This window comes from Tautonia rosea, assembly GCF_012958305.1.
In the GTDB taxonomy this organism is placed as follows: Bacteria; Planctomycetota; Planctomycetia; order Isosphaerales; family Isosphaeraceae; genus Tautonia; species Tautonia rosea.
On the sequence record NZ_JABBYO010000006.1, the window covers coordinates 304691 to 327712 of the forward strand.

The 23022-nt window shown below is 63.1% G+C and carries 14 protein-coding genes; 6 read left to right on the forward strand and 8 right to left on the reverse strand.

The features are described from left to right. The first annotated feature begins 15 nt into the window (after window positions 1-15). A complete protein-coding gene (gene rsmG, locus HG800_RS12940; RefSeq protein ID WP_169977040.1) occupies window positions 16-1503 on the forward strand; it encodes a 16S rRNA (guanine(527)-N(7))-methyltransferase RsmG in 1488 nt (495 codons plus the stop codon). Between the two features lie 2400 nt (window positions 1504-3903). Here the strand turns inward: rsmG and HG800_RS12945 are convergent. The 6 genes from HG800_RS12945 to HG800_RS12970 form a co-directional block, all read right to left on the reverse strand. Further along, window positions 3904-5211, reverse strand: a complete 1308-nt coding sequence (locus HG800_RS12945; protein ID WP_169977041.1) for a hemolysin family protein — start codon at window positions 5209-5211, stop codon at window positions 3904-3906. Window positions 5212-5311: 100 nt separating this feature from the next. Further along, window positions 5312-7540, reverse strand: coding sequence for a glutamine amidotransferase (locus HG800_RS12950; RefSeq protein WP_169977042.1), 2229 nt, complete (start codon window positions 7538-7540; stop codon window positions 5312-5314). A 74-nt stretch (window positions 7541-7614) separates the two neighbouring features. Further along, on the reverse strand, window positions 7615-9849 hold the full coding sequence (locus tag HG800_RS12955) for a BatA domain-containing protein (protein ID WP_169977043.1): 2235 nt from the start codon (window positions 9847-9849) through the stop codon (window positions 7615-7617). 32 nt (window positions 9850-9881) lie between these two features. Next, window positions 9882-10781, reverse strand: a complete 900-nt coding sequence (locus HG800_RS12960) for a DUF58 domain-containing protein (protein WP_169977044.1) — start codon at window positions 10779-10781, stop codon at window positions 9882-9884. A gap of 105 nt (window positions 10782-10886) precedes the next feature. After that, on the reverse strand, window positions 10887-11474 hold the full coding sequence (locus HG800_RS12965; RefSeq protein ID WP_169977045.1) for a Uma2 family endonuclease: 588 nt from the start codon (window positions 11472-11474) through the stop codon (window positions 10887-10889). A 54-nt stretch (window positions 11475-11528) separates the two neighbouring features. Further along, a complete protein-coding gene (locus HG800_RS12970; RefSeq protein WP_169977046.1) occupies window positions 11529-12563 on the reverse strand; it encodes an AAA family ATPase in 1035 nt (344 codons plus the stop codon). A gap of 669 nt (window positions 12564-13232) precedes the next feature. Between HG800_RS12970 and HG800_RS12975 the strand changes: the two genes are divergently transcribed. The 3 genes from HG800_RS12975 (at window position 13233) to HG800_RS12985 (ending at window position 18353) form a co-directional block, all read left to right on the forward strand. Then, complete coding sequence (locus tag HG800_RS12975; protein WP_169977047.1) at window positions 13233-14318, forward strand: hypothetical protein; 1086 nt, start codon at window positions 13233-13235, stop codon at window positions 14316-14318. Between the two features lie 109 nt (window positions 14319-14427). Continuing rightward, the gene (locus HG800_RS12980) at window positions 14428-16728 is read left to right on the forward strand and encodes a DUF4159 domain-containing protein (RefSeq protein WP_235963647.1); all 2301 of its coding nucleotides are present in this window, start codon (window positions 14428-14430) and stop codon (window positions 16726-16728) included. A gap of 149 nt (window positions 16729-16877) precedes the next feature. Next, window positions 16878-18353, forward strand: a complete 1476-nt coding sequence (locus HG800_RS12985) for a hypothetical protein (protein WP_169977048.1) — start codon at window positions 16878-16880, stop codon at window positions 18351-18353. A 31-nt stretch (window positions 18354-18384) separates the two neighbouring features. Here HG800_RS12985 and HG800_RS12990 read toward each other — a convergent pair whose 3' ends face one another. Beyond that, window positions 18385-19797, reverse strand: a complete 1413-nt coding sequence (locus tag HG800_RS12990; RefSeq protein ID WP_169977049.1) for a deoxyribodipyrimidine photo-lyase — start codon at window positions 19795-19797, stop codon at window positions 18385-18387. A gap of 307 nt (window positions 19798-20104) precedes the next feature. On the opposite strand from HG800_RS12990, the gene HG800_RS12995 reads away from it, so the two are divergent. Further along, window positions 20105-21250 carry a DUF1559 domain-containing protein gene (locus HG800_RS12995; RefSeq protein ID WP_169977050.1) on the forward strand — a complete coding sequence of 382 codons (1146 nt, stop codon included), beginning with the start codon at window positions 20105-20107 and terminating at the stop codon, window positions 21248-21250. Window positions 21251-21397: 147 nt separating this feature from the next. Then, window positions 21398-21814: a hypothetical protein gene (locus HG800_RS13000; protein WP_169977051.1), complete on the forward strand. Its 417-nt coding sequence runs from the start codon at window positions 21398-21400 to the stop codon at window positions 21812-21814. A gap of 29 nt (window positions 21815-21843) precedes the next feature. Here the strand turns inward: HG800_RS13000 and HG800_RS13005 are convergent, their stop codons facing one another. Then, window positions 21844-22854, reverse strand: a complete 1011-nt coding sequence (locus HG800_RS13005; RefSeq protein WP_169977052.1) for a hydroxyacid dehydrogenase — start codon at window positions 22852-22854, stop codon at window positions 21844-21846. Window positions 22855-23022 lie beyond the last annotated feature (168 nt).

Genomic DNA, 23022 nt, shown 5'->3' on the forward strand with positions numbered 1-23022 from the left:
GGGAGAGAGACGGTCGTGCCAAGCACTCCGAGCCGGGCCGCGTTGAAGGCGATTCTCGAACAGTGCGGCTTGCCTCTGGCTGAGTCACAGTATGATGCCCTCTGGGCGTATCATCGGCTGCTGCGTGAGGCGGATGCGGAGCTGAACCTGACACGCATCCGCAACTTTGAAAATATGGTTCTCAAGCATTATATGGATAGCCTGCTGGTGTTGAACCATGTCGAATTGCCGAGCCCGCTGGTCGACATGGGCTCGGGTGCAGGCTTGCCGGGCATTCCGCTGAAGATCGCCCGGCCAGACGTTCATCTGATTCTGGCTGAGCCTCGGGGAGCGCGGGCGGCATTTCTCCGTCGCGTGTGTGAACGGCTTGGTCTCGAAGGGGCGGAGGTGCACGCGGGGAAAATCGGCCCGTGGTTTACCCGTCCGGTCGAGGGAGTGATCAGCCGAGCGGTCGCGACGATTCCGGAAACGCTGGAACGGGTGGCGTACTGTCTTCGCCCCGGTGGCCGCATGATCTTCCTCAAAGGGCCGGATTGCGACGACGAAATTGCCGAGGCTCGCCGAACGCTTGGAAATGCGTACCGGCTTGTCGGCGATCATGCTGACCGCATTCCGGGCACTGAGCATCGTCGTCGGTTCGTCGTGTACGAACGCCTGGAGGCTCCGGTCGTCTCTGCAACGCTGCCAACAGCCGAGACTCCGCGGGCCCGGGCCTTTTCCGGTTCGGTCAAGGAGGTGTCGAGTGCGTCGAACCCTTCGTTCCGGCTGGCGCGTGACGTGCTCTCCGGCCGAGGGATTCGCAAACACGGACGGGCGGTGATCGCGGGACATCGGATCATTACCGAAATTGTGGATCGGTTTCCCGATCGAATCGAAGCCTGGATGACCGGCCCCGAAGGGGACCCTCCTCCACAGGAGATCAGCCCTGACGTGACCTGGTTGCGGCTAGATCCGGTGTTGCTCCGAGAACTCGATGTGTCGGGGACCGGAGCTCCGTTACTGCTGGCGCGGGTGCCGGAGATCCCGAGCTGGTCCGCGGAGGAGGATTGGCCCGAGGGCTGCTCGCTGTTCGTGCCGTTTCAGGATCCGGAAAACGTGGGGGCGGTGCTGCGATCGGCGGCGGCGTTCGGGGCGGCCCGGGTGGTTTTGTTGAAGGAAGCGGCGCATCCGTTTCATCCGAAGGCGGTTCGCGCGGCCGGGCCGGCGGTGTTTCAGGTTCCACTCGCCTTCGGGCCATCGATCAACGATCTGGTGAGTGAATCTGTGCCGATCATTCCGCTCGACCTCGATGGGCCTTCACTTGATGGCGAACCCTGGCCTGATCGCTTTGGGTTGCTGCCAGGCGTGGAGGGGCCAGGATTGCCGGAGCGATGGCGCGGTCATCCTCATCGCCGTCGCGTGCCGATCGCGCCGGGGGTCGAGTCGCTCAACGCCGCAACGGCAACGGCTGTCTCGCTCTTCGCCTGGCGAAGCAAGGCGGGCTGGCCAGCGTCGGACAGATGAGGGCGGCTGTTCCGGACGTCCGTCGATGGTCACGCATCGCTGGGCCGATCGCTGTCCTGGCCGGGGCCTTGCTGCTCGGCTTCTCGGGCCTGATGGCCGACCCGGGGGCGCTGATTGTCGACGGTGAACGATCCTGGGTCGATGAGGGATTTGGGCCGGGGGAGCGGCCAATCGGAAACGACCTCACGGGTTTGTTCCTCCCGCGATTCCTCTGGCAAAGCGAGATCTGGAGGAAGACCGGCACGATTCCGCAATGGGATCCGCGGGGCTTTGCCGGTCGGCCGAATGTGGCAAACCCGCAGGCGGGTCTCTGGTATCCGCCGGTCTGGCTCGCCTGGTCGTGGGGCGATCCATCGGCCCTCGGTTGGCTGACGGTGGCGCACCTGCTCTGGCTGGGCCTTGGCGGGTTTGCCCTGGGCCTCGGGGTCGGACTCGGCCCTTTGGCCGCGACGGTTTCAGGCGTCGTCGTGATGATGAATCCGTACATCATCGCGCAGGTGAATGAAGGGCATGTTCCGCATGTTTGGTCAGTGAGCTGGTATCCCTGGGCTTTCCTGGGTGTGCTCTGTCTGAGGAAGGGCCAATGGCCGGGTGGCTTGCTCTTTCCCCTGGGCCTGGCTTGCTCGGTGATGACGGGGCATCCTCAAGAGGGCGTGTACCTCGGTCTGGTGCTGGCGGGCTGGGCTGCTTGGGATGCAGCGGGGACGATCACGAGCGTACGGCGATGGAAACGGCTCGCAACACACTCAGATTCCGATGTTCGTGAAGGTGTTCATCGTTTGGGCCGATGGGGCCTCCTGTTCCTGCTTGCGCTCGGGCTTTCAGCGGTGGAGTGGCTGCCGATTTTGCACGCGAGAGCCTGGGCGGCCGGGCCGATGGGCGGGGAAGGGGGGGGCGGAGCGACCGTGTATCATCTCTGGCCGTCGAATCTGATGCAACTGGTTTCTCCAAGAGCGCTCGGGGAACCTGCCTCGTATGATGGTCGTGGAAATTCCTGGGAAACGATGCTGTCGGTCGGTTGGGTTCCCCTGGTCCTGATCGTGCTCGGCGTGTTCGTTTTTCCCGATCGCCGAGCGGTGTGGGGATGGTTTGTACTGATGGGCATGAGTCTCTGGTTCGCCGGGGGGAGGTCGCTGGGGCTGGCCTCGCTTGTGGCGGGAATTCCCGGGATGGAGGCGGCCCGGGTTCCGGCCCGATCGCTCTTTCTGACTGCCACGGCCGCTGCGGTGCTGGCTGGGATGGGATTGCAGATGATTGCGTCGGTCGTTGATCGTCGTCGAGTGATACGGTGGGCAATTTCTTATGGACGGATACTTGCGTTGGTGTGTCTCTTTGTGGCAGCGGGGTTGGCGGTGAGCCTGGTTCCTGAAGCTGGGGAGGCCCGGGAAGGAGGATTGGCCCCATCGCCGTGGTTGCTGGCCTGTGGTCGGCTTGTCCAGGATTGGTTGACGCTTGCCACGATCGCGGCGGTCGGGGTGGTGTTGTGCTGGCGAGTCTCACCGATTGGGAAGGGAAGCGGAGCGGCGATCCTTGTGGCGGGCATTACGATCCTGGAACTGTCGCTCTCGACGGTGATGGCCGTTCCGACCTGTTCGGTGGACCGGTTTCTTGAGCGTGATGCGGTGTCGAATGCGATCGATCGGCATCGCCCGAAGTCTCCATTGCGCATTCGAGCCAGAGACACGTTTTATTCCGACCTGCACGCGTGGCGTGAGAGTATTGAAAAAACAAATATTGGTGATTTGTTCCAAATTCGTCATGCGACAGAGATCATCCGACCGCTTTATGCGGTGTTCCAGGAGTCGGATTCCCGAGCCTCACGTCCCCTCGATGCGGACCTTGCTCGATCGGTTCTGGACCGGATGGGAGTGCAGTTGTTGCTCAGCGATCGACCGCTTCGGTTGACGATTGGGCCAGTGCTGGAATCGGGAAGGAACGGGATCGCTCGGTTTGAACTGATCGAGAATCTGAGCGCTTTGCCAAGAGCCCGTGTGCTTCCGAGGGTCGACGTCGTCGAACCATCTTGGACGCTGGATCGTCTGGCCGAGGTCGATCCGCGTTTGGTCGTCGTGATGACGCATGACCCGCTGCGGGGGCTTGACGGAGATCGGCAACCGTTCACGCCGGTCGAGTATTGTCAGGAGCATCCGGATCGGATCGTTCTTCGGGTGACGACGAGGGCTCCTGGCCTGCTAATCGTCGCCGACACCTGGATGCCCGGCTGGCGAGCAACGCTCAACGGTCGGCCTGTTCCGGTGTTTTGCGGCGATCACGCCTTCCGGGTTGTGGCCTTGCCGGAGCCGGGCAGGATCGAAGTGGTGATGACGTATCGAGCGCCGGGCCTGGCGATTGGGGGGATGATCTCGGTGGGGTCGGTCGGGTTGCTGGCTGTAATCGGTCTCAGGGGGGCGGTTCGGAAGCGTTTTCCTCGACGGGCGTGACCCGGATTTTGTGGACACGATTAGCCGAGACATCAACCACCGTGAATCGGTAGTTGTCCCAATCGAGTGACTCTCCCACGGCGGGGATGTGGCCCAGGCGGGTGATGACGAATCCGGCCACAGTATGGTAATCGCCGGGAGGAAGGTCGCGGTGCATGACGTGGTCGCGGAGAGCGTCGGCGGGGAGCATGCCGTCGACCATCCAGGAGCCATCGGAGTGAGGCTCGGCTCGCGGTCCGGGAGACTCTCCAGGGCCGGGGAGATCGCCGACGATGGCTTCCAGCAGGTCGGTCAGCGTGAGCACTCCCTCGACCGAGCCGTACTCGTCGAGCACGACGGCGAAGTGGTGGCCGGTTTTCTGGAAGGTGTCGAGAATCTTCAAGCCCCGCGTCCCTTCGTAAAGGAATAAGGGGATTGCCAGGTGCCCTTTCAAGGCAACGGCATGTTCGGAGAGGCCAAGGGCCAGAAGTTCCTTGACACGAACAATTCCCAGAACATCATCAATGGATCCGTTGCAGACCGGGAAGCTGGAGTGTGGGCTGGTCGTGACCTTGCGGCGGATCTCCTCGGGAGAGTCGTCGATGTCAAGCCAGACGACCTCGCTCCGAGGGGTCATCAGCACGCCCGCCCGCCGATCGCCGAGGCGAAGGACGCCGCGGATCATGTCGTGCTCGACCGGTTCAAAGACGCCGTGCTCAATCCCCTGAAGGATCATCTGCTTGACGTCCTCATCGGTCACGGGAGGTTCGGAACTTTGCCGGATGCCAATGGCATAGAGCACCAGGTTGGTTGATCCGCTGAGCAATCGGACCAGGGGGACGGTGATTCGGGAGAGAAGTCGCAGGGTCGGGGCCGTCAACCGGGCGATGCGCTCGGGGGCCGCCAGCGCAATGCGCTTCGGAACGAGCTCTCCCAGGATTAATGTGGCGTAAGTGATGCCAACGACTACAATCCCCAGCGCGATCGGCTCGGCCGAGCCTTCGATGGCCGGTAGCGGGCGCAGTGCTTCTGCCAGCGGTTTCGCCAGCGTGGCACCACCGAAGGCTCCGGCGAGCGTGCCAATCAAGGTGATGCCGATCTGCACGGTCGAGAGAAACCGATTCGGGTCCTCGGCCAGTTCCAGGGCCGCCCGAGCGCGACGGTCGCCGAGCTTGGCCTGGGCATCGAGCCGCCCCTTCCGCGCTGAGACGATCGCCAGTTCCGAGGTTGAAAAGGCACCGTTGGCCAGGATCAAGGCGAGCAAGCCCGCCAGTTCGAACCACGGCACGAGGGTTTCTCCGAAGGGGGGAATCAGGGCCTGGCCTTTCGAAGGCCGGCCGCGGGGTGAGGCGATCCGAGTGGTCTCGCAGATCAAGAGGGATCGACGATCATACCCATCCCATCCGCTTGCGGACAAACCACTCGACGCCGAGGACGCCGACGAAGCTGATCAGAAACGGCCAATTGTCCCAAAGGCGATACTCGACCTGGGTTTCGACCCGGCTGAAGGATTCCGGGTCGAGATCGTCGAGGTAGCGGTCGAGTTGTTCGGGACGGAGGAACTGGCCGCCGGTCAGCTCGGAGAGTTGCTGCAGCAGAGCGATGTTTGCGGCCGGGTTCTCCAGCTCCAGGTCGTCCTGGAACACAAGGAATCGAGAGGTGGCTCGGCCGATTTCGTTGCCATCGGCACCGGTGGCGATGACCTCGACACCGTAGATTCCCGGATCACCAGAGGCGGAGTACGTGCCACGGGCGCGGTCGTCCTGAAAAAACAGATCGACCGGCACGGCGGCCTCGCCTCCGGGGGGCCGAACGATGGCCTCGTAGCGGGCGTCTGAGACGGGTTGATCTTGCTCGTCTCGGGCGAGTGCCGACAGCTCGACGGCCCCGCCGATGGCCACGCGGCGACGATCGAGGCGCAGTTCCACGCGGGATTGTCCCTGATCTTCCTGGTGGGCAAGCCAGAGGATCGCCTGCCGCCAGAACTTGCGATGGGCTTCCTGGCTGGCTTCCGAGGCGCGGTACCAGGGCCAGGTTTCGCCGCCGAAGGCAATGACGCGCCCGCGGCCATCCTGGGCAACCATCAACGGTTCCCGTTCGGGTGTCAACGCCCAGACAACGGCCGATTGCTTCGGGCGGCCGAGTCGGCTTGCGCCGGGAATCGGCGGAAGTTGTTCCCAGGTGCTGGCGGTCTCGGCCTGGGTCGAGCCAATCTGCAAGACGTAGTTGTCGAGGGCCTGCGGGTTGGGAATGACCTGAAGCCCGTCTGCGGGCTCGATCTGACCGTCGCCGCTTCTCATGATCGTCGGGAGAACCTCGGCCAGGGGGGTTGCTCCCCAGCCGCCATCGCCAAAGCTGTCGCGTCCACCGAGCATGATCAAGCCGGCACCGGCCTGGACGGCTCGGGCGAGCAACTGCTGCTGATTCGGTGACAGGAATTTGGCCGGGACATCACCGAGAATGTAGACATCATGAGCGCCTGGCGCAAAGGCTTCGTCGGGGATGGCGGGCTGACCACCGCGGCCCGGGCCAAGAATCACGTTGAGGTTCGCCTGGATTTCTCGGGAGGCATCGAGCGCGCGGGTGACGAACTTCCCTTCCCAGATCGTCCCAGGACCCTGAAGGTGCAACACGTTGAGCCCACCGGGCAAGACACTCACAAAGGTGCTGAAGCTGTTGTTCGAGTCAATCAGCTCTCCCTCTCGCGAGGCAACCTGGACAGTGAGCAACTGCTCTCCCGCAACCTGAGGGGCAAACCGCAAGGGGGGCGTTGTCACCACTTCCGAGTCGGGCGGTACCTGGACGGTCGCTCGGGCGACGGGCTGTCCGAAACCCTCGGCGCGGAGCTCGACTTCCAGTTGTTGACCGGCGTACCCGCGAACCCGGAGCGCCCCGCGGACCTCCATCTCGTTCTTCACGAAGATGGCTTCGGGAGCCTGCACCCCGGTCACGGCGATATCTCGGGAGCCAGCTCCGGCGGCGGCCGACCCGAAGCCGACCGCCGTGATCGGCACCCCTTGAGCCCTGAGGTTCTGCGCCGCCGTCAAGGGGGCGACCCCGCCATTCGAAGCTCCGTCAGACATCACCACGACCGAGGCAATCGGTGCTCCGCTCTCCCGTCGCACGGCCTCCAGGAGCGAGGCGCCGAGCGTTGTTTGCAGGCCGTCCGGTTCGGTTATCTCGTCGGAAGGCAGGCCGGGGTGGAGCTCGCGGTCGAAACGGTAGTACTTCACGGCCAGGCCCGAGTCCGGATCGGCCGAAGTGTCCCCCAGCACCTCTTGCGCCCGGTCCAGAGCGCGGCGGGCCATTCCCCATCGGCTGCGGTTGTTGGCCTCATCATTGATCTTCATGCTGGTCGAACTGTCGACGAGGAAGATTAATGAGACCTGCTGCTTGACCTTTTGCATGATTAGGACCGACGGTCTGACGCACGCCAGGAGCGCCAGAAGGACCGCAACCATTCGCAGGCCGACGACAAGATATTTGCGACGGTCGGTGCTGTCTCTCAGTCGTTTCCGGTACGGCCAGAGCGTCAGCGCCACCACAGCGGCCGCGGCAAGGACGACCAGGGCCCAGTGTCCGATCGGGCTGAGACTCAGGCTGATGCGTTCGCTCATCGCGGCGGTCTACACAAAAAGGGTCAGGGAGTCGAGGCGATCGGTTGCGGCGGTCGAGGAAGTCGTCGGTCACATCACGCGGCGGCTCGTGCGGGGGCCGGGCTTGCGGTGGCGTGCTCGCGATGGAAGCGGTTGGCCAGGTAATTCTCGGCGGTCAGCAGGACGAGGATCAGGATCATGAGCCAGGGGAAGATCTCCCGGCCGACCCGGGCCGTGCGTTGCACGCGATCGATGGCGTCGGGAGAGTCGGCCAGGGCGAAGGTTTCGGGGTCGCCGAGCAGCGTGTTGAGTTCGTCCGTCTGGAGGGGGCGGAAGTTCGCCTCCTCAGGCCGGGGGTTAATGCTGAAGCCAAGCTGAGGTGGATCGGCAGCCGGGGCGTTTCCGCGCGTCGGTAAGACCGTCCACTGACCCAGGGCCTCGGGCCCTTCGACGATCAACTCGGACACGTCTCGGTCGGGGTTGATTCGTTCGTTGAGCTGATCAGTCGGCCCTTGCACGAGGTAGCTTGCGGCCCGAACCGACGGTTCGAGCGGCAAAATGACAATCTCCCCGGCTTCGTAGTTCAATCGTGATCCCGAGGCACCGGCCAGGTAGGGCACGGTGCGCTGCATCAGGGCGAGGAACGACCAGCCGGCCAGGGGGTTCGGGAACTCGTTCCAGGCATCGGGGTCGTCGGGGGTCGGCCTACGGGAGAGGGGGGTTGTCCAGAGCAAGACCCGGCCGACCTGCGGGCCGTCAAAGGTTGCCTCGATCAAGGCCGGTGCACCGTCCTGATAGGTCAGCAAGGGACGGACGTAGGAGGCCTCGATGGGTCGAAACGCCCGATAAGTGAACACGGGGATGTTGGCCAGGTCGGCGGCGATTTCCCGAGTATAGGGTAAGAACAAGGGGTGGCTCGGATCGACCAGATCACCGAACGCGGTGCCCCCGGACGGGGAGACGGGGGCTCCCGGCTGACCGGGGATCACGCTTCGAGCGGCCTCAGAGGTGTATTCATCCGGCTCAGTGTTTCGACCGAGGGCGACCACCAACCCGCCACCATTCCGGACGTACGCCGCCAGTTGTTCCCACGCCTGAGGCGAAAGCCGAGCAACATTGTTCATGACAAGGCATGAGTAGTTCGCCAACTCTCGGGGAATCCGGCCGTCGAATTGGTCGGTGCTGAGCGTCTCGACCCGGTTCGGAATGCCGGTGGCCTGCGGGTCGAGGGCTCCGGCGACGAAGGTGGCGTCAATGAACCGGGGCTCGTCGTCGGGGTCGGGGTCGTAAAGGACGAGGACATCAAAGGCGGGGCTGGATTCGAACGTGACGAAGCGTCGGTCGTCGAAGGGCAGGGGGTCAACCCCGTCAAGTCGCACCTCGGCCTGATGCAATCCGGCGTCGAGGCTCGCCGGGGTACGGAAGATGACCTCAACCTGACCCTCGGCCGGCAGTTGCACGTCTTGCTGACCGCGTTTCGAGCCATCGAGGAGGAACTCGGCAAGCCGGGTGGTCGCCGGGCCGGTGTTCCGGATCGTGGCCACGAGTTCGAATGCTCGACGGCCATCAGCCTCCGGCTCCGACGCGGGGCGAGCTTCCAGGCCGACGATGGCCGCGTTGCGAAACTCGTCGGGGGCGAGCCGGATGAGGTACGTCGCCGCCTCGCGCCCGGAGCGTTCCTTGATTCGATCTCGGCCGGGGATCGTCTGACCGGGCTCCCACGACGATCGGGCCAGATCAGTCAGGACATAGGCTTCGAGGCGGGGCAGATCGCGGCGACTCTCGGAGAGGGCCTCGTACGCCCGTTCGAGCGAGAGGTTGAGCGAGCGGTTGGCAGCCCGCAGCTCCAACCCCTCCAGCCGTTTTCGCGCCGCCGATGGGGAAACGGCCGCCGGAACGGTGGGTACCCCGGAGTCAATCAGATAAACTTGGCTGGATTCGGGGAGTTTGCGGAGCACCTGATTGGCGACTTCTTTCGCCTCGTCGAGTCGGGTCTTGCCCTGTTCGACATAGCCCATCGAGAGGCTCGTGTCGATGACCATCGCCAGGGCGGTCGGCACCTCGCGATCGCCGAGCGGCACCCGGGCATTGAGCGCGGGCCGTGCCAGGGCCAGGGCCATGAGGGCGACCAAGGCCATCCGGGCGAGCAGCAGGAGCCAGTTCTTGACCTTCAGCCGCTTGGTCGATCGCTGATGCCGTTGCTGCAGGAGACGAAGGGCGGGAAAGACGATCCGCTTGGGCGTCTGGCGCATGACCAGATGGATGATCAGGGGCACGACCGCCAGGGCCGCTCCCGCCGCAAGACCCGCGTGGATCAAGGAAATATCCATGAGAACTCGTCGTCCCGATACGTCGCGAGGGTTCAGCCCCGGGCTTGCCGGCTGAGGAGGTAGCTCATCAACGCCTTATCAAACGGCATGCCGGTATGCAGCGGCACGTAATCAATCCTGGCCGCGAGGCACTCTTTCCGGTAGCGCTGTCGGAAGGCCATCAATTCGTCCAGGTAATCGGCTTTCATGGCATTGGCATCGACCAGGAGTTTCTGGTGCGTTTCATTGTCTTCCAGCTCGACCATGCCGTCGAAGGGAAACGAGTCTTCTGCCTCGTCGAGTACGTGAAAGAGGATGACATCGTGCCCGGAATAACGGAGGCGGTACAGCGCCTTGAGGATCGGCTCGGGATCATCAAGCAAGTCACTAAAGAGCATGATCAGACCTTTATGACGGATCATGCCCGCGAGCTGGTGGAGGCACTTGGCCACGTCGGTCACGTCGGACGGACGAAGCCGGGCCAGCAAGGAGAGGATGCTCGTCAACTGCGTCCGCTTGCTTTTCGGGGCCAGGCTCTGGCGAATCTTGGTATCGAAGGCAACCAGTCCGACCGGGTCTTGCTGGTGGACCATCAGGTACGCCAGGGCCGCGGCCAGGCTGATGCAGTATTCGAACTTCGTGAGATCCTGCCGGTAGGTGTAGCCCATCGAGGCCGAGAGGTCCATCGCCAGGTAGCCGGTCAAGTTCGTCTCGGCTTCGAACTTCTTGATATAAAAGCGGTCGGTCTTGGCGAAGACGTTCCAGTCGATGTCGGAGATGTTATCGCCCGCGGTGTACTTGCGGTGCTCCGAGAACTCCACGGAGAAGCCGTGGAAGGGGCTGGCGTGCAGGCCGGCGATGAACCCCTCAACAATGAACCGCGCCCGTAGGTCGAGCCGCGCCACCTGGCGAATCACCTCGGGCTTCAGGTACTGTTCGGCCGTGACGGCCAAGGCTCGTCCTCCCGATCGGGCTGTGGTTCGTATCCCATCAGTGTTGACGCTCTATTGTATCGGGAACGGCGTCCGGCGGCTCGTTCCGAGCGTCAGAAAGTCGTGTCAGAACACCTCATCAATCGGCACGACCAAGCCCGGGAGCATCGGAGACTGATAGACGTGCCCCCGTCGCAAGGTCCGGCGGCGGTCGCCGCGAGGGCCTCGGATGAAGATCGTCACCGCCTGACGCAAGGGGTCGATCACGACATATTCCCGGATGCCGAGCTGGAAATACTCGCGGCGTTTGGTGACGTAGTCCCGCTGCCGCGACGTTCGGCCGGGGCTGACGATCTCGAACATAAGGTCCGGAACCCGCTCGGGAATCGGCGGGACCGAACGACCGGGGGCGGTCACGAGGTAGACACCGATATCGCCGATCCGGTCGGTGCCGTCATCGACGCGAACCCAGGCCTGGACGGCGAGTTCTTCGACGACGTCAGGATGTTCGATCCAGTATCGACTCAGCCGTTGCCGCCAGGGCTTCGAGTCATCGAGATGGCGTTGACCTTCGGGTGACACGACGACCAGCCTCCCGGCCTCTCGTTCGTACGTCCAGGGCTCGACGAACTCGGCCTCGGCGAACTCCTCGGCCGAAACGAATCGGCCGTCGTCGTCGGGACCGAGGAGCAGGGAGGTGCGTTGGGTCGACATGGGATGGGACTCCCGACAAGGGGAGAATCGAGGCAAACGCCTTCCGGATCGCAATCAGGCGGCACCGCCGCGGCGATCGTATTTGGGCACGTCGGGCTCGCGGACTTCCTTGACGAGGCGGTTGATCAGGTCGTCGGGGCTCATGCCCTCGGCCTGGGCCTGGAAGTTGGTGCTGATCCGGTGGCGGAGGACCGGAACGGCGACCTTGCGGATGTCGTCGAGCGAGACGCTGAAGCGGCCGTCCATGGCGGCCATCGCCTTGCCGCCGAGGATCAGGTTCTGCCCGGCCCGGGGGCCGGCCCCCCAGTCGATCAGCTCCTTGACGAAGGCCGGGGCCTGTGGGTCGCCCGGGCGGGTGGCGCGGACGAGCTTGGCCACGTACTTGACCGCGTAGTCGGAGATCGGCACCGAGGTGATGAGCTTCTGAAGGTTTACGATCGCCTTGGCCGAGAGCACCTTGCGCAGCTCCGGGAATTCTCCCTTGGTCGTGGCCGAGAGGATCTTCTCCTCCTCCTCCTGGCTCGGGTAGCCGACCCGGATGTCGAACATGAAGCGGTCGAGCTGAGCCTCGGGCAAAGGATACGTCCCTTCCTGCTCGATTGGGTTCTGCGTGGCGATCACGAAGAAGGGTTCGGGCAACTTCATGGTTTCCTGGCCGACGGTGACCTCGCGTTCCTGCATGGCCTGGAGCAGGGCGGCCTGAGTCTTTGGCGGGGTCCGGTTGATCTCGTCGGCGAGGATGATGTTCGAGAAGATCGGACCGGGAACGAATCGGAACGATCGGCGGCCGGTTTCGGGCTCCTCCAGCACGTTCGTACCGGTGATGTCCGAGGGCATCAGGTCGGGCGTAAACTGGATGCGCTTGAAGCCGACGTCGAGGATCCGGGCCATCGAGCTGACGATCAAGGTCTTCGCCAGGCCCGGCACGCCGACCAGCAAGCAGTGGCCCCTCGTGAAGATGGCAGCCAGGATCAGCTCCAGCACGTCTCGCTGGCCGATGACCGACTTGCTCAGCTCGGTGATCATCACGTCTCGGGAGTTACGGAACTCGTCGAGCAATTGCGAAATCCGGTCGCCGGAGCTGGCCATACGTCGGTGTCCCAGGGGCTCAGAAGAATCGAAGCAACAGGCAATTCGCCCTCGCACCAGGCGAGCGACGATGCCGAGGACGGGTCGGACCATTGTAGAGGCCCCGCAAGACCCGATTCAAGGATCGGCATCACCACCGACCCGTCTGCCCTGAATCAGGCACCACTGCCCGCACCTCGGGCGATCACCGCGGCAAGAGCTGGCAAGGTCCTTCGAGCAACTCCTGGCCCGCGCGATCGTTGGACCATTACCGTAACGATTGTGGCGCTTGGGCTTCGGGTGCGGGGCAGCTCTGGGTTTGACCGATTCATCCGGGTTTCTCATGACCCTCATTCCGCCTTGGCCCGTTGGTTGCGAGGATCGAGACCACTCATTACTGAGGCCATTCAGGACCGCGAACAGCTCTCAGGTCTCCAAGAGGAACCTTCTGGCACTCGCGTTTCTCCTCGACCAAAACGACAAAGTCGTTTGGGGCGAGATCCCTCCTCCTTGCTCGGTCGGCAGCCCACCACTCCCCAGGTGGTGCTCCGAGTGAGCGATTGTCTGTCCGTTGCACTCCTCCGCGACGACCCGACAGACGCAACTGATCGTTTCCCCCCGTTGCACTCCGCGCCGAGTGAGCCGCGGACCCTGCTCCAACCCTGCCTCGCCAGCTTTCGAGTGGTTTCCATGCTTCGAACCGTTCATTCCATGCTTCGAATTGCCTCAATGAGTGCGCTGCTGATGTCAATCGGTGCGATTGGCCTCGGAAAGCTCTCCCCCGATGGTTTGGGAAGGACCCAATCCTCGACACACTTTCTCGGGGTATCCACAAGTTATCAAGGAGCGGCTGGTCAAGGGCTGCAACTGTTCGACCTGACCGGTGGTCCGCCTCGGTCGCTCCCGCTGAGGACACAGGAGCGCGTCGACCTGGCGATCGGTTCGCCCTGGGTCGATGCCTGGGATCAGGTTCATGTGGCCGGGCGTTGGATGGTGATCGACCCAGCAATAGGTTTGAAGGATTGCGGGCTAAGCCGCGTGGCCATTCCCTCTGGAAACGTGCTTGATCGTGTGTCCCTGGATCATTACCCCATCTCGCCTCCCTGCTGGGGAGCCGGGACCACGGCCCGCGTGCTGTTCGTCTCGGGCGATGGCAACCTTTATCGCTACGATTTCGAGCCGATTTCCGGCGCGGGTGCCCCGGGGCTCAATCGGATCCGCTGGGACGTGGAACGGCCCGGCATGGCGGTCCCTCTCTTGGTTGATGTCACGCGTCCTGAGCGACTCCCGACTCCCAACCTCCTGATTGCCACCGTCGTGCCGCGGCTTTCCGAGGGCGAAATGAGCCGAGCGGATGCTCACGAGATCTGGTGGCTCCGACTCAGCGACGACGAGCAGGCCATCATGGATTGTGGACCCATCACTTGGCCCGACCCTGAAGGGCTCGACGTCAGCCGACGTCGTCCCGCGCTCGGAGTGCTCAGCGACGGTACCCTCTGCCTTGCGTACCTGAGCTGGAGAGACACGCCTGAAGCACTGTACCTTCGCGTCCTTCCGGTCCGGCTTGACGAGCAGACGGGGATGCCCGTCGCCGAAGGAACGCAAGGGAAAATCCTGGCCGATTCCTGCCTGAACCACGCACCGGTGTTTGTCGATGGAGGGGCGTCGGTCCTCGTGCAGACGCTTCAAGACCGCGAGCCCATCCCCCTGCGCGTGCCTCTCGACGATCATTCTCGTCCCACCACCCTCGCGGCCGCGAGGCCACTGGAGCCATGATCGCCGCCGGTCTTCGTCGTGGTCGTTGACCCCTGAGAAGGCAGCGTCTACACTTGGACAGTTGTCAGTGAGGCACGCCGATCGATCCTGCCAGGGAGGTCAAGCGGTCATGCGATGGTGTGGGATGAGAGGGATCGGGCTGCTCCTGGCGGCATTGGTCATGATGTTGAGCCTTGGCCCAATCGCTCCGGCACGTGCTGAGGTCACCTCAGCGCAGGTCGAACAGGCGATTCGAGACGGGATTCGCTACCTCAAGGGGGAACAGCGTCCTGACGGTTCCTGGCCCGAATTCAACCCTCGGTACGAAACCGGAACGACCTCCCTGGCCGCCCTCTCTCTAATGACCGCCGGAGTTCCGCCCGACGATCCAACCATCACCCGGGCGCTCGCGTTTCTTGAGCAATACTCCGCGAGACGCCTGGGCCAGGTCTACACCGTTTCTCTGCAAACGATGGCCTACGCCGCGGCCGATCCCGACCGCTATCGCGTCCGGCTCAACGAGAACGTCAAGTGGCTCGAAGCCGCCCAGATTCAGCCGGAAGACCGGGTCGATGGTGTCGGTGCCTGGTCGTACACGATCCAGAAAGGCCAGTCGGCCGACAATTCGAATGCCCAGTATGCACTGCTGGGTTTGAACGCCGCGGCCGAGGTTGGCATCCCGGTCGATGATCGGGTCTGGCAACTGGCTCGCCAGTACTGGGAGCAATCGCAGCGGCTCAGCGGCGGTTGGGGGTACACCATGACTCCCAACAATCCCGTTACCGCCAGTATGACGACTGCCGGCATCTCCAGCCTGGTCATTACCGGTCTGCGTCGCATCCAGAGCCGCGAACTGCTCGTCGGCGACGAGATACGCAACTGCGGCGAAGGTGGCATCAATCCGAACATCCAGCGAGCCCTCGACTGGATGGGGGCCAACTTCCGGGTCGATACGAATCTCGGACGCGGGATGACCTGGAAATATTACTACCTGTACGGTCTCGAACGGGCCGGCCGCCTGAGTGGTCAGCGCTATTTTGGAAGCCACGACTGGTACGTCGAAGGGGCCGAGGAACTGATCGCCCTTCAGGATAAGCTGCTCGGCAACTGGCCGAGGAACGCCGGTGAGGATAACCCGGTGATTACCACCAGCTTTGCCCTCCTTTTCCTGTCGAAGGGCCGTGCGCCGGTCCTCATCAACAACCTGAGGCACGGGGTCGGAGACAACTGGGACATCCACCGCGAAGGGGTCAGGAACCTGGTTGATGCTGTTGCCGAAGACTGGGGCACGTTGTTGACCTGGCAAGCCGTCAATCCTGACTTTGCCTCGGTCGAGTCGCTCTTGCAAGCACCAGTCTGTTTCTTGAATTATCACGAACCAATCGGATTGGGGGCCGATGGCAAGGCGAACCTCCGGTCTTATGTCGAGCAAGGAGGCTTTCTCTTCGCTGAGGCCTGTTGCGGAATTCAGGAGCACGATCGTGGCTTCAAGGCACTGGTGCAGGAGATCTTCCCCTCCGAACAGGGTTATGAGTTGAAGCCTTTGAGTGAGGACCACCCGATCTATCGGTCGCGTCACAAGCTCAGCCCCGATGTGGCCCCGCTCTGGGGGATCGACCTGGGATGCCGGACTGTCCTGGTTTATAGTCCCAAGGATCTGTCTGGCTTCTGGAACTTCATGACGGCTCAGCCCGACAATCCGGCCGTCCTGCGAGCGACCCGGATTGGTGAAAACGTGATTGACTATGCCACGGGTCGCGAGCCCCCGCCCGATAAGCTCGTACCCCGAGAGGTCATCGACTTCGAACTGGAACTCCCGCGCCGGGGGGCCTTGCAAATCGCCAAGCTCCGGCATGCCGGGGGCTGGAACGTCGCTCCGCTGTCGATCCCAAATCTCACGACGATCCTGCGCGAGCGGGTCGGCTACGACGTGGTGATCAACCACCGCGATCTCCTGCCAGCCGATCCAAACTTGATCAATTTCCCATTGGTTTATGTGCATGGCAATGCCGCTTTCACCATGTCTGGGGCCGACATGGATGCGCTTCGAGCCCACCTCGACCCCGGAGGTGGCACCTTCTTCGCCGATGCCGCCTGCGGCAGCCCGGCCTTCGATACCGCCTTCCGACGCTTCGTTGAGGAGTTGCTTCCCGGTAAGGAGCTTGAGGTCATTCCCCCGGACGACGATCTCTACACTACCCGGGTCGGCTTCGACCTCTCCGACGTCCAGTACACCAAGGCCGCTGGCGGTGGTCAGGACCGTCCTCGCCTGGAAGGGGTCAAGATCGACGGCCACTGGGCGATCATCTATTCCCCCTACGACATCGGCTGCGCCCTCGAACGCCAGCAAGGGCTCGACTGCAAGGGATACACCCACGAAAGCGCCATGCGGATCGCGGCCAACATCGTGATCTATTCCACCTTGCCCTGAGGCAGCATCCGGCCGGGGAGTACAGGGTCGGCTGTGTCCTTGCGACTTATTGCTGCGTTCCTTGATACTAGTGCTCCTGAGGTTATCGGGCGAGTCGGGGTGCATGCCTCGGCCGCCCGTTTGCAGCGGGCACCGGGAGGAACATTCGCATGAAATGCGCATCAATCAAGATTGTTCAGACGTTGATCGCGATGATTCCGGCCTTGCTGGCGGTCGGGCTGCTGAGTGGTCTTTCTCGGGAGGGGCGGGCGGCTGAGCTGCGGGTCGGCGCGGCCACGATCAGCATCACTCCTGATCGCCCGGTTCCCCTCTCGGGGCAGATGACGACCCGGATCTCCCGGAACGTGGAGACCCCCGTGACCGCAACGGCCCTTGCGTTGGAATCGCATGAAGGGGACGAGGTGATGGACCAGGCGATCCTCGTTTCGTGTGAACTGGTTGCGATCAGGGAAGGAATCATCGAGCAGGTTCGCGAACGCCTGGCGGATCGGCTCCCGGATTTCGACCCGAGGAAGCTCGTCCTGAGCGCCACCCACACCCATACGGCTCCGGTGATGGAGGAAGACCGCTACGAGTTGCCGGACGACGACACGATCGTCTCGCCGACCGAGTACGTCGTCTTCCTTGTGGATCGCATTGTCGAGGCTTCGGCCGAGGCCTGGCAGGCTCGTCAGCCTGCTGGAGTCGGCTGGGGAATGGGCCATGCAGTCGTCGCTCAGAATCGTCGCGCCGTCTATGCCGATGGCCGGTCCGTGATGTATGGTCGCACGGATCAGGATGACTTCGTCGGAATCGAAGGGTATGAAGACCACGGCGTCGACGTCCTGTTCTTCTGGAATCGGGATGAGCAACTGATTGCGACGGCCATCAACGTTGCTTGCCCCGCGCAGGAAGTCGAAGGCCGATCGGCCGTGAATGCGGACTTCTGGCATCCCGTCCGCGAGCAACTCCGCGAACGTCACGGAGAGGACCTGGCCGTGCTCGGCTGGATTGGGGCCGCCGGCGATCAGTCGCCTCACCTGATGATGCGCAAGGAGGCCGAGGAACGGATGCGGAGGCTCAGAGGCCTCGATCGCCTCGACGAAATCGCCCGCCGGATCGTCCTCGCCTGGGAAGAAGCCCATGACGGGGCCCGGCAAGAGATCGTGACTGACCTCCCCTTGAACCACACGGTCAAGAGCATTGAACTTACGGCTCGCCTGGTGACGGACGAGGAAGCCGCCGAGGCCGCCCGACAGGTCGAGTCGCTGTCGGCCGACCCGGCCCAGAAGCGCCGGATGCTCTGGCATCAGGCAGTCCTCGACCGTTACGAGCAACAGGAATCCGGCTCCGTCGCGCCTTATGTAATGGAGTTGCATGTGATTCGGCTCGGAGACGTGGCGATCGCCACGAACCCGTTCGAGCTGTTCACCGAGTACGGCATTCGGATGAAGGCCCGCAGCCCGGCGCTCCAGACCTTCGTCATTCAGCTTGCCGGCCCAGGGTCGTACCTGCCCACGGCGTTTGCCGTTCAGGGCGGCGGGTATAGTGCGATCGTCCAGAGCAGCGAGGTTGGTCCGAAGGGAGGCGACGAACTCGTCGAGCGCACCGTCGAGGCGATCAAGGCACTCTGGCCCGAATCGTAACGCGACTGCCTGGGCCAACCGGCGGGTTGTGTCATGCCGAATCGACCGGCCCGCCCTCGCGTTCAAGTCGTTCGATTCGCTGAATATACCCTTTCGAATCGAACTTCTTGCGCGTGCTTTCATAACTCATGAAGCGGACCGTGCCGAAGATGGGCCGCTCGGGCCAGGGACGGTCGTGGGTGCCGCCGATCGCCCAGGAAACGCCGACGTAGCCGTTCGGGTCGCGGCCGTCCATCTCGTAGCGATCGTTCAGGTCGAGGGCAATCGTGAACGCGGTTTCGGCGTCCGGGCTCCATTCAAGGATCTTTTTGGCCCAGTACATTCGAAGGTAGTTGTGCATCCGGCCCGTCAGAACCATCTCGCGTTGCGCGGCGTTCCAGAGCGGGTCGTGGGTTTTGCCCCGCTCCAACTCCTCAGCCGAATAGCGGTGCTCGCGGGGGTCGTCAGCGTGCTTGGCCAGGGTCTTGAGTGCCCAATCGGGACAGCCTTGCAGCCGATCGTAGTTCGGGTTGTGCGTCACGTAGTTGATGGCCAGCTCGCGACGGACGATCAATTCTTCCAGATAGGCATCGATGTTCTCCTGGCCCGCGTCGCTTTCCTTTGCCGCCAGGGCGCAGGTGATGGGGCTGATGTGTCCGAAGTGCAGATGAGCCGACAGTTCGCTGGTCATGTAAGGTGTCGGCTCGTTCCGGGCGGTCGCGTAGTGGGGGAGACGCTCGCGAACGAAACGTTCCAAACGCTTGCGGGCTTCGCTCGGCCCGCCACGATACCCCGGCACTTCGTCCACGCCTCCGACCTTGATTGCCTTGAGCAAGGCATCGGGGTTGATCGACTCTCCTTTGGGCAATCGCCGACCTCGCCAAGAGGTTTCCGCGGTATTCGGCGGTCCGGAGGGCTGGAGGTACGTGTCCCAGACGCGATGGATCTTCGGCCGGATCGTCCGGGCGGCGTATTCTTGCTTCGTGAACAGCGAGGTTGGCACGACCACGTCGCCATCAACGCACCGAAACGGCACCTCGACCTGTTCGGCCACCCGGTCACGCCAGGCTTGGCCAACCCGGAGCGGATTCTCGTCTCCGACGAGGAAGGCGGGCTCGATCTCCCGGCAAAGCGAGGAGATTACCTCATCGGGCGAGCCGAGTCTCAGAACGAACGGCACGCCACGATCCCTCAGGCCCCGCTCAATTTCGGGCATCGCGTCGAGCAAGAATCGATAATGCCGACGCTGGGCTCCCGGATAATCGGCCGTCAAGCCAAAGGCGGCCAGAACGGGTAAGTTCAGGGCGTTGCCCAGCGCAATGGCCAGATCCAGGGCGGGGTTGTCCTCTGATCGTTGCGACCGCTGCATCCAGTAAAGAACGCACGAGCCATTCGAGATTGGTTCTCCGGGACGAACGACTCGCACTCTCGGGTTCGGTTGCAAGAACTCGTCGATACTGTCCACTGCCGTTCCTCATTACCTCGTGACGAATTCGACTGCTGCCGAGCCAGTCGTTCCTGATCGATCGATTGTAGGACCGGGGCAAGCGCGACGCTTCCTGACAATCAACCACTGGGGGATTGACCAGGGCTCTCGCGAATTCACATAATTTTCATCACCTCTCCTGGATTCAACGTCTAGAATGGGTGCGACCGATGACAATCACGGACGATTGCCGGTCCACTTCCCCTCCTTTGCTTTGGGCTCGTTGCGGTCCGAATTTCCCCACCACGTTTTCGAGCGTTGCTCAACCCCCGAGGTTCCAGGATTGATGTCCCCCAGCGATCGTTTCGGCAATCGTCGCGGTTTTACCCTGATTGAATTGCTCGTCGTCATTGCCATCATCGGCGTACTCATCGCCTTGCTTCTGCCCGCAGTGCAGTCGGCCCGAGAGGCCGCCCGGCGTGCCCAGTGCACCAACAACTTGAAGCAAATCGGGCTCGGCCTGGCCAACTATGAGAGTAGCCACAATGCCTACCCCCCCGGTCGGCTTCAGCCGGACCGAACCGATTCGGCCGGGAACCCCGTCACCGGTCGGTACACCAGCTACGGTTCGGTACCGGGCAACTGGACCGGTAATATCTCGGTCCACACCCACATTCTGAATTTCATGGAGCAGGTCAACGCGTATAGCGCCATGAACTTCTCGGTGGCGACCTCGAACCGCCTGACGACCGGCGGAGTCGTTTCGAACGCCAATTTCACCGCCTACTCAATCGCGTTCAATGTGTTCATCTGCCCGTCCGACGCCAACACCGGTCGGGTCGTGGGTGAGAACAACTATCGCTACAACTTCGGCGGCTCGCTGACCCACCAGGGCGCAGCGACCTGGGATAACAACGCCGTAAGAACGGCTCCGGGGAACGGTGCGTTCTCTTACGGCCCTTCGCTCCGCGTGGCTGATTTCAAGGACGGTCTGAGCAACACCGCCGTCTTCTCCGAACGCGTCAAGGGAAGCGGAACAGATCTTTCGTCTACTCCTCCCACTCCTGCCGACATCATCACTTCCCCCCAGCGGCAGACCACCGCGGTGTCCGAGGTCGATCGTGACACCCACTTCCAGGTTTGCGGCGGCTACGTGCCTGTTCCTGACCGCTTCCACTTTAATTCGATGGGGCGGTTCCTGGATGGCAGCGACTTCGTGAACGGCTGGCCGACAGCCGCTTATTCCGGATCGCTTTACAACCACGTCGCCCCACCGAACTGGAGAGGGACCGACTGCGGCATGGCCAGCGCCATTGCCGACGTCCCGGGAGAGCACGCCATCGTCTCGGCCCGAAGCGATCACCCGGGCGGCGTTAATGTCTTGCTCGGCGACGGTTCGGTCAAGTTCGTCAAGAGCACCGTCGACGTTTTCACCTGGCGAGCTCTGGGCACCCGCAACGGCGGGGAGGTCATCAGCGCAGACCAGTATTGAGCGCAGGCTTCCTCTGGTCTTCGTCCTCCGATTCTGTCAACGCCCGGGGCAGGCCCGAACCTGCCCCGGGCGTTGGTGCTGGTTCCCTCTCGACGCTTCTTTGAGATGAACATCCCCATGCCCGCTCTGAATTCGATTCGATGCCGCATGCTGACTCTTGCCTTGGTCGCGTGCGGATTCGCCGGTTGCGGTGGTCCCGGCGAAGTGAAGATTGCCCCGGAAGACAATCCGATCTTCGGTCAACACGACGGCGCGCTCGTCTCCCTTCCTGACGGCGGGGCCGTTGAGGTCACAACCGAGCAGGTCGGACCTCAGGCTCGCGTGGTGGCCTACTTCTATGGCAATACGACAACCTACGACCCGCTCACTCCGGCTCCGACCGACGTCTCGGTCGACCTGGCCTTGCCCGGCGGCGAATCAACCACGATCGCGTTGACTGCCGGTGGCGGCGAGGGACGCTTCGCCTCCGCTCCTGGCGATTATGTCTTCGACCCGTTCTTCGGCACGATCAATGCCACCGTGCAAGGGCAGTCTGTTTCGGTGCCCTTCTCGGCAGGTCAGTGACCGGGGTCGCCCGGGATTGACCGATCACCTCAGACCGACTCCCCCGCCCGTCTCGCTCGGTTGGCCGCGACGGCGGTGGGGTCGTTGTAAGGTCGCAACGGAGGTTCGCCTCGGAGGACCCGGACCACATCCTCGGCGACCCAGGTGGCCATGTTCCTGAGGCTTTCGATCGTTTGTGCCGCACTGTGAGGCGTGAGCATGACGTCGGGCCGACCAATCAGCGGATGGTCATCCGGCGGCGGTTCCTCTGCGAAGACGTCGGCACCGTAGCCCCAAAGGCGGCCCTCGTCCAGCGCCTCGGCCACGGCGTCTTCCTCGACGACCGGCCCGCGGCAGGTGTTGATCAGGATCGCATCGGGGTTCATCAACGACAGGGCCTTGCGGTCGATCATGCCTCGGGTGCTGTCGTCGAGGGGGACGTGCATCGTCACGTAGTCACCTTCGCGGAGCGCCGTCTCGAAATCGACGCGGGTGGCTCCCGCAACGGCTTCGACCTCTGTCGGTGCGGGGACAATGTCGTTGTAAAGCACTCGCATGGAGAACGCGGTCTGGGCGATCCTGCCGACAACCCTGCCCACGTTACCGAAGCCGACGATACTGATCGTCTTGCCCTTGATGTCTCGGCCCATCAACTTGGTGCGGTCCATGAACCGCCCCTCTTCAAGGGCGATCATCTGTTGCGGGAAATGCTTCGAGAGGCCGATCATGAACGCGAAGACGTGTTCGGCCACCGCTTCCTTGTTCGCGCCGGGGGTCGAAACGACGAGAATCCCTCGATCGGTCGCCGCGGGCACATCGACGTGATCGACTCCGACGCCGTGCCGCCCGACGACCTTCAGTTGCGGGCCGGCGGCGTCCATCAGGGCCGCGTCGATCCGGCCGTAGGTCCGAGTGACGATCGCGTCGGCGCCGGCGACCTCTCGGTGCAGGATCTCAGGTTCGAGCGACGAGGTCATCACGACGTCGCCGGCCTCGTGGAGCAGGTTCATGCCGTCTTCGTGCATATGGGTCATCATGAAGATGCGGGGCCGGTCGGGCATTGGTCTTCAATCGCTCGCCAGGGTGGGAATCGGGATCAGTCCGTCATCGAGGTTCCTACCTTAGCAAAGCACAGTCGCCCAGGCCACGGAGGGGCTCCTGATGATGCTTTGCCACGTGATGAATTGGACCTGGACGCGGTTTTCGTTACCATAGATGCATTCTCAAGC

Bases quoted from the DNA above. Each gene is read 5' to 3' on its own strand.
- HG800_RS12950 (WP_169977042.1), bottom strand. From the start codon at position 7,540: ATGAGCGAACGCATCAGCCTGAGTCTCAGCCCGATCGGACACTGGGCC.
- HG800_RS12955 (WP_169977043.1), bottom strand. From the start codon at position 9,849: ATGGATATTTCCTTGATCCACGCGGGTCTTGCGGCGGGAGCGGCCCTG.
- HG800_RS12965 (WP_169977045.1), bottom strand. From the start codon at position 11,474: ATGTCGACCCAACGCACCTCCCTGCTCCTCGGTCCCGACGACGACGGC.
- HG800_RS12970 (WP_169977046.1), bottom strand. From the start codon at position 12,563: ATGGCCAGCTCCGGCGACCGGATTTCGCAATTGCTCGACGAGTTCCGT.
- HG800_RS12975 (WP_169977047.1), top strand. From the start codon at position 13,233: ATGCTTCGAACCGTTCATTCCATGCTTCGAATTGCCTCAATGAGTGCG.
- HG800_RS12980 (WP_235963647.1), top strand. From the start codon at position 14,428: ATGCGATGGTGTGGGATGAGAGGGATCGGGCTGCTCCTGGCGGCATTG.
- HG800_RS12985 (WP_169977048.1), top strand. From the start codon at position 16,878: ATGAAATGCGCATCAATCAAGATTGTTCAGACGTTGATCGCGATGATT.
- HG800_RS12995 (WP_169977050.1), top strand. From the start codon at position 20,105: ATGTCCCCCAGCGATCGTTTCGGCAATCGTCGCGGTTTTACCCTGATT.
- HG800_RS13000 (WP_169977051.1), top strand. From the start codon at position 21,398: ATGCTGACTCTTGCCTTGGTCGCGTGCGGATTCGCCGGTTGCGGTGGT.
- HG800_RS13005 (WP_169977052.1), bottom strand. From the start codon at position 22,854: ATGCCCGACCGGCCCCGCATCTTCATGATGACCCATATGCACGAAGAC.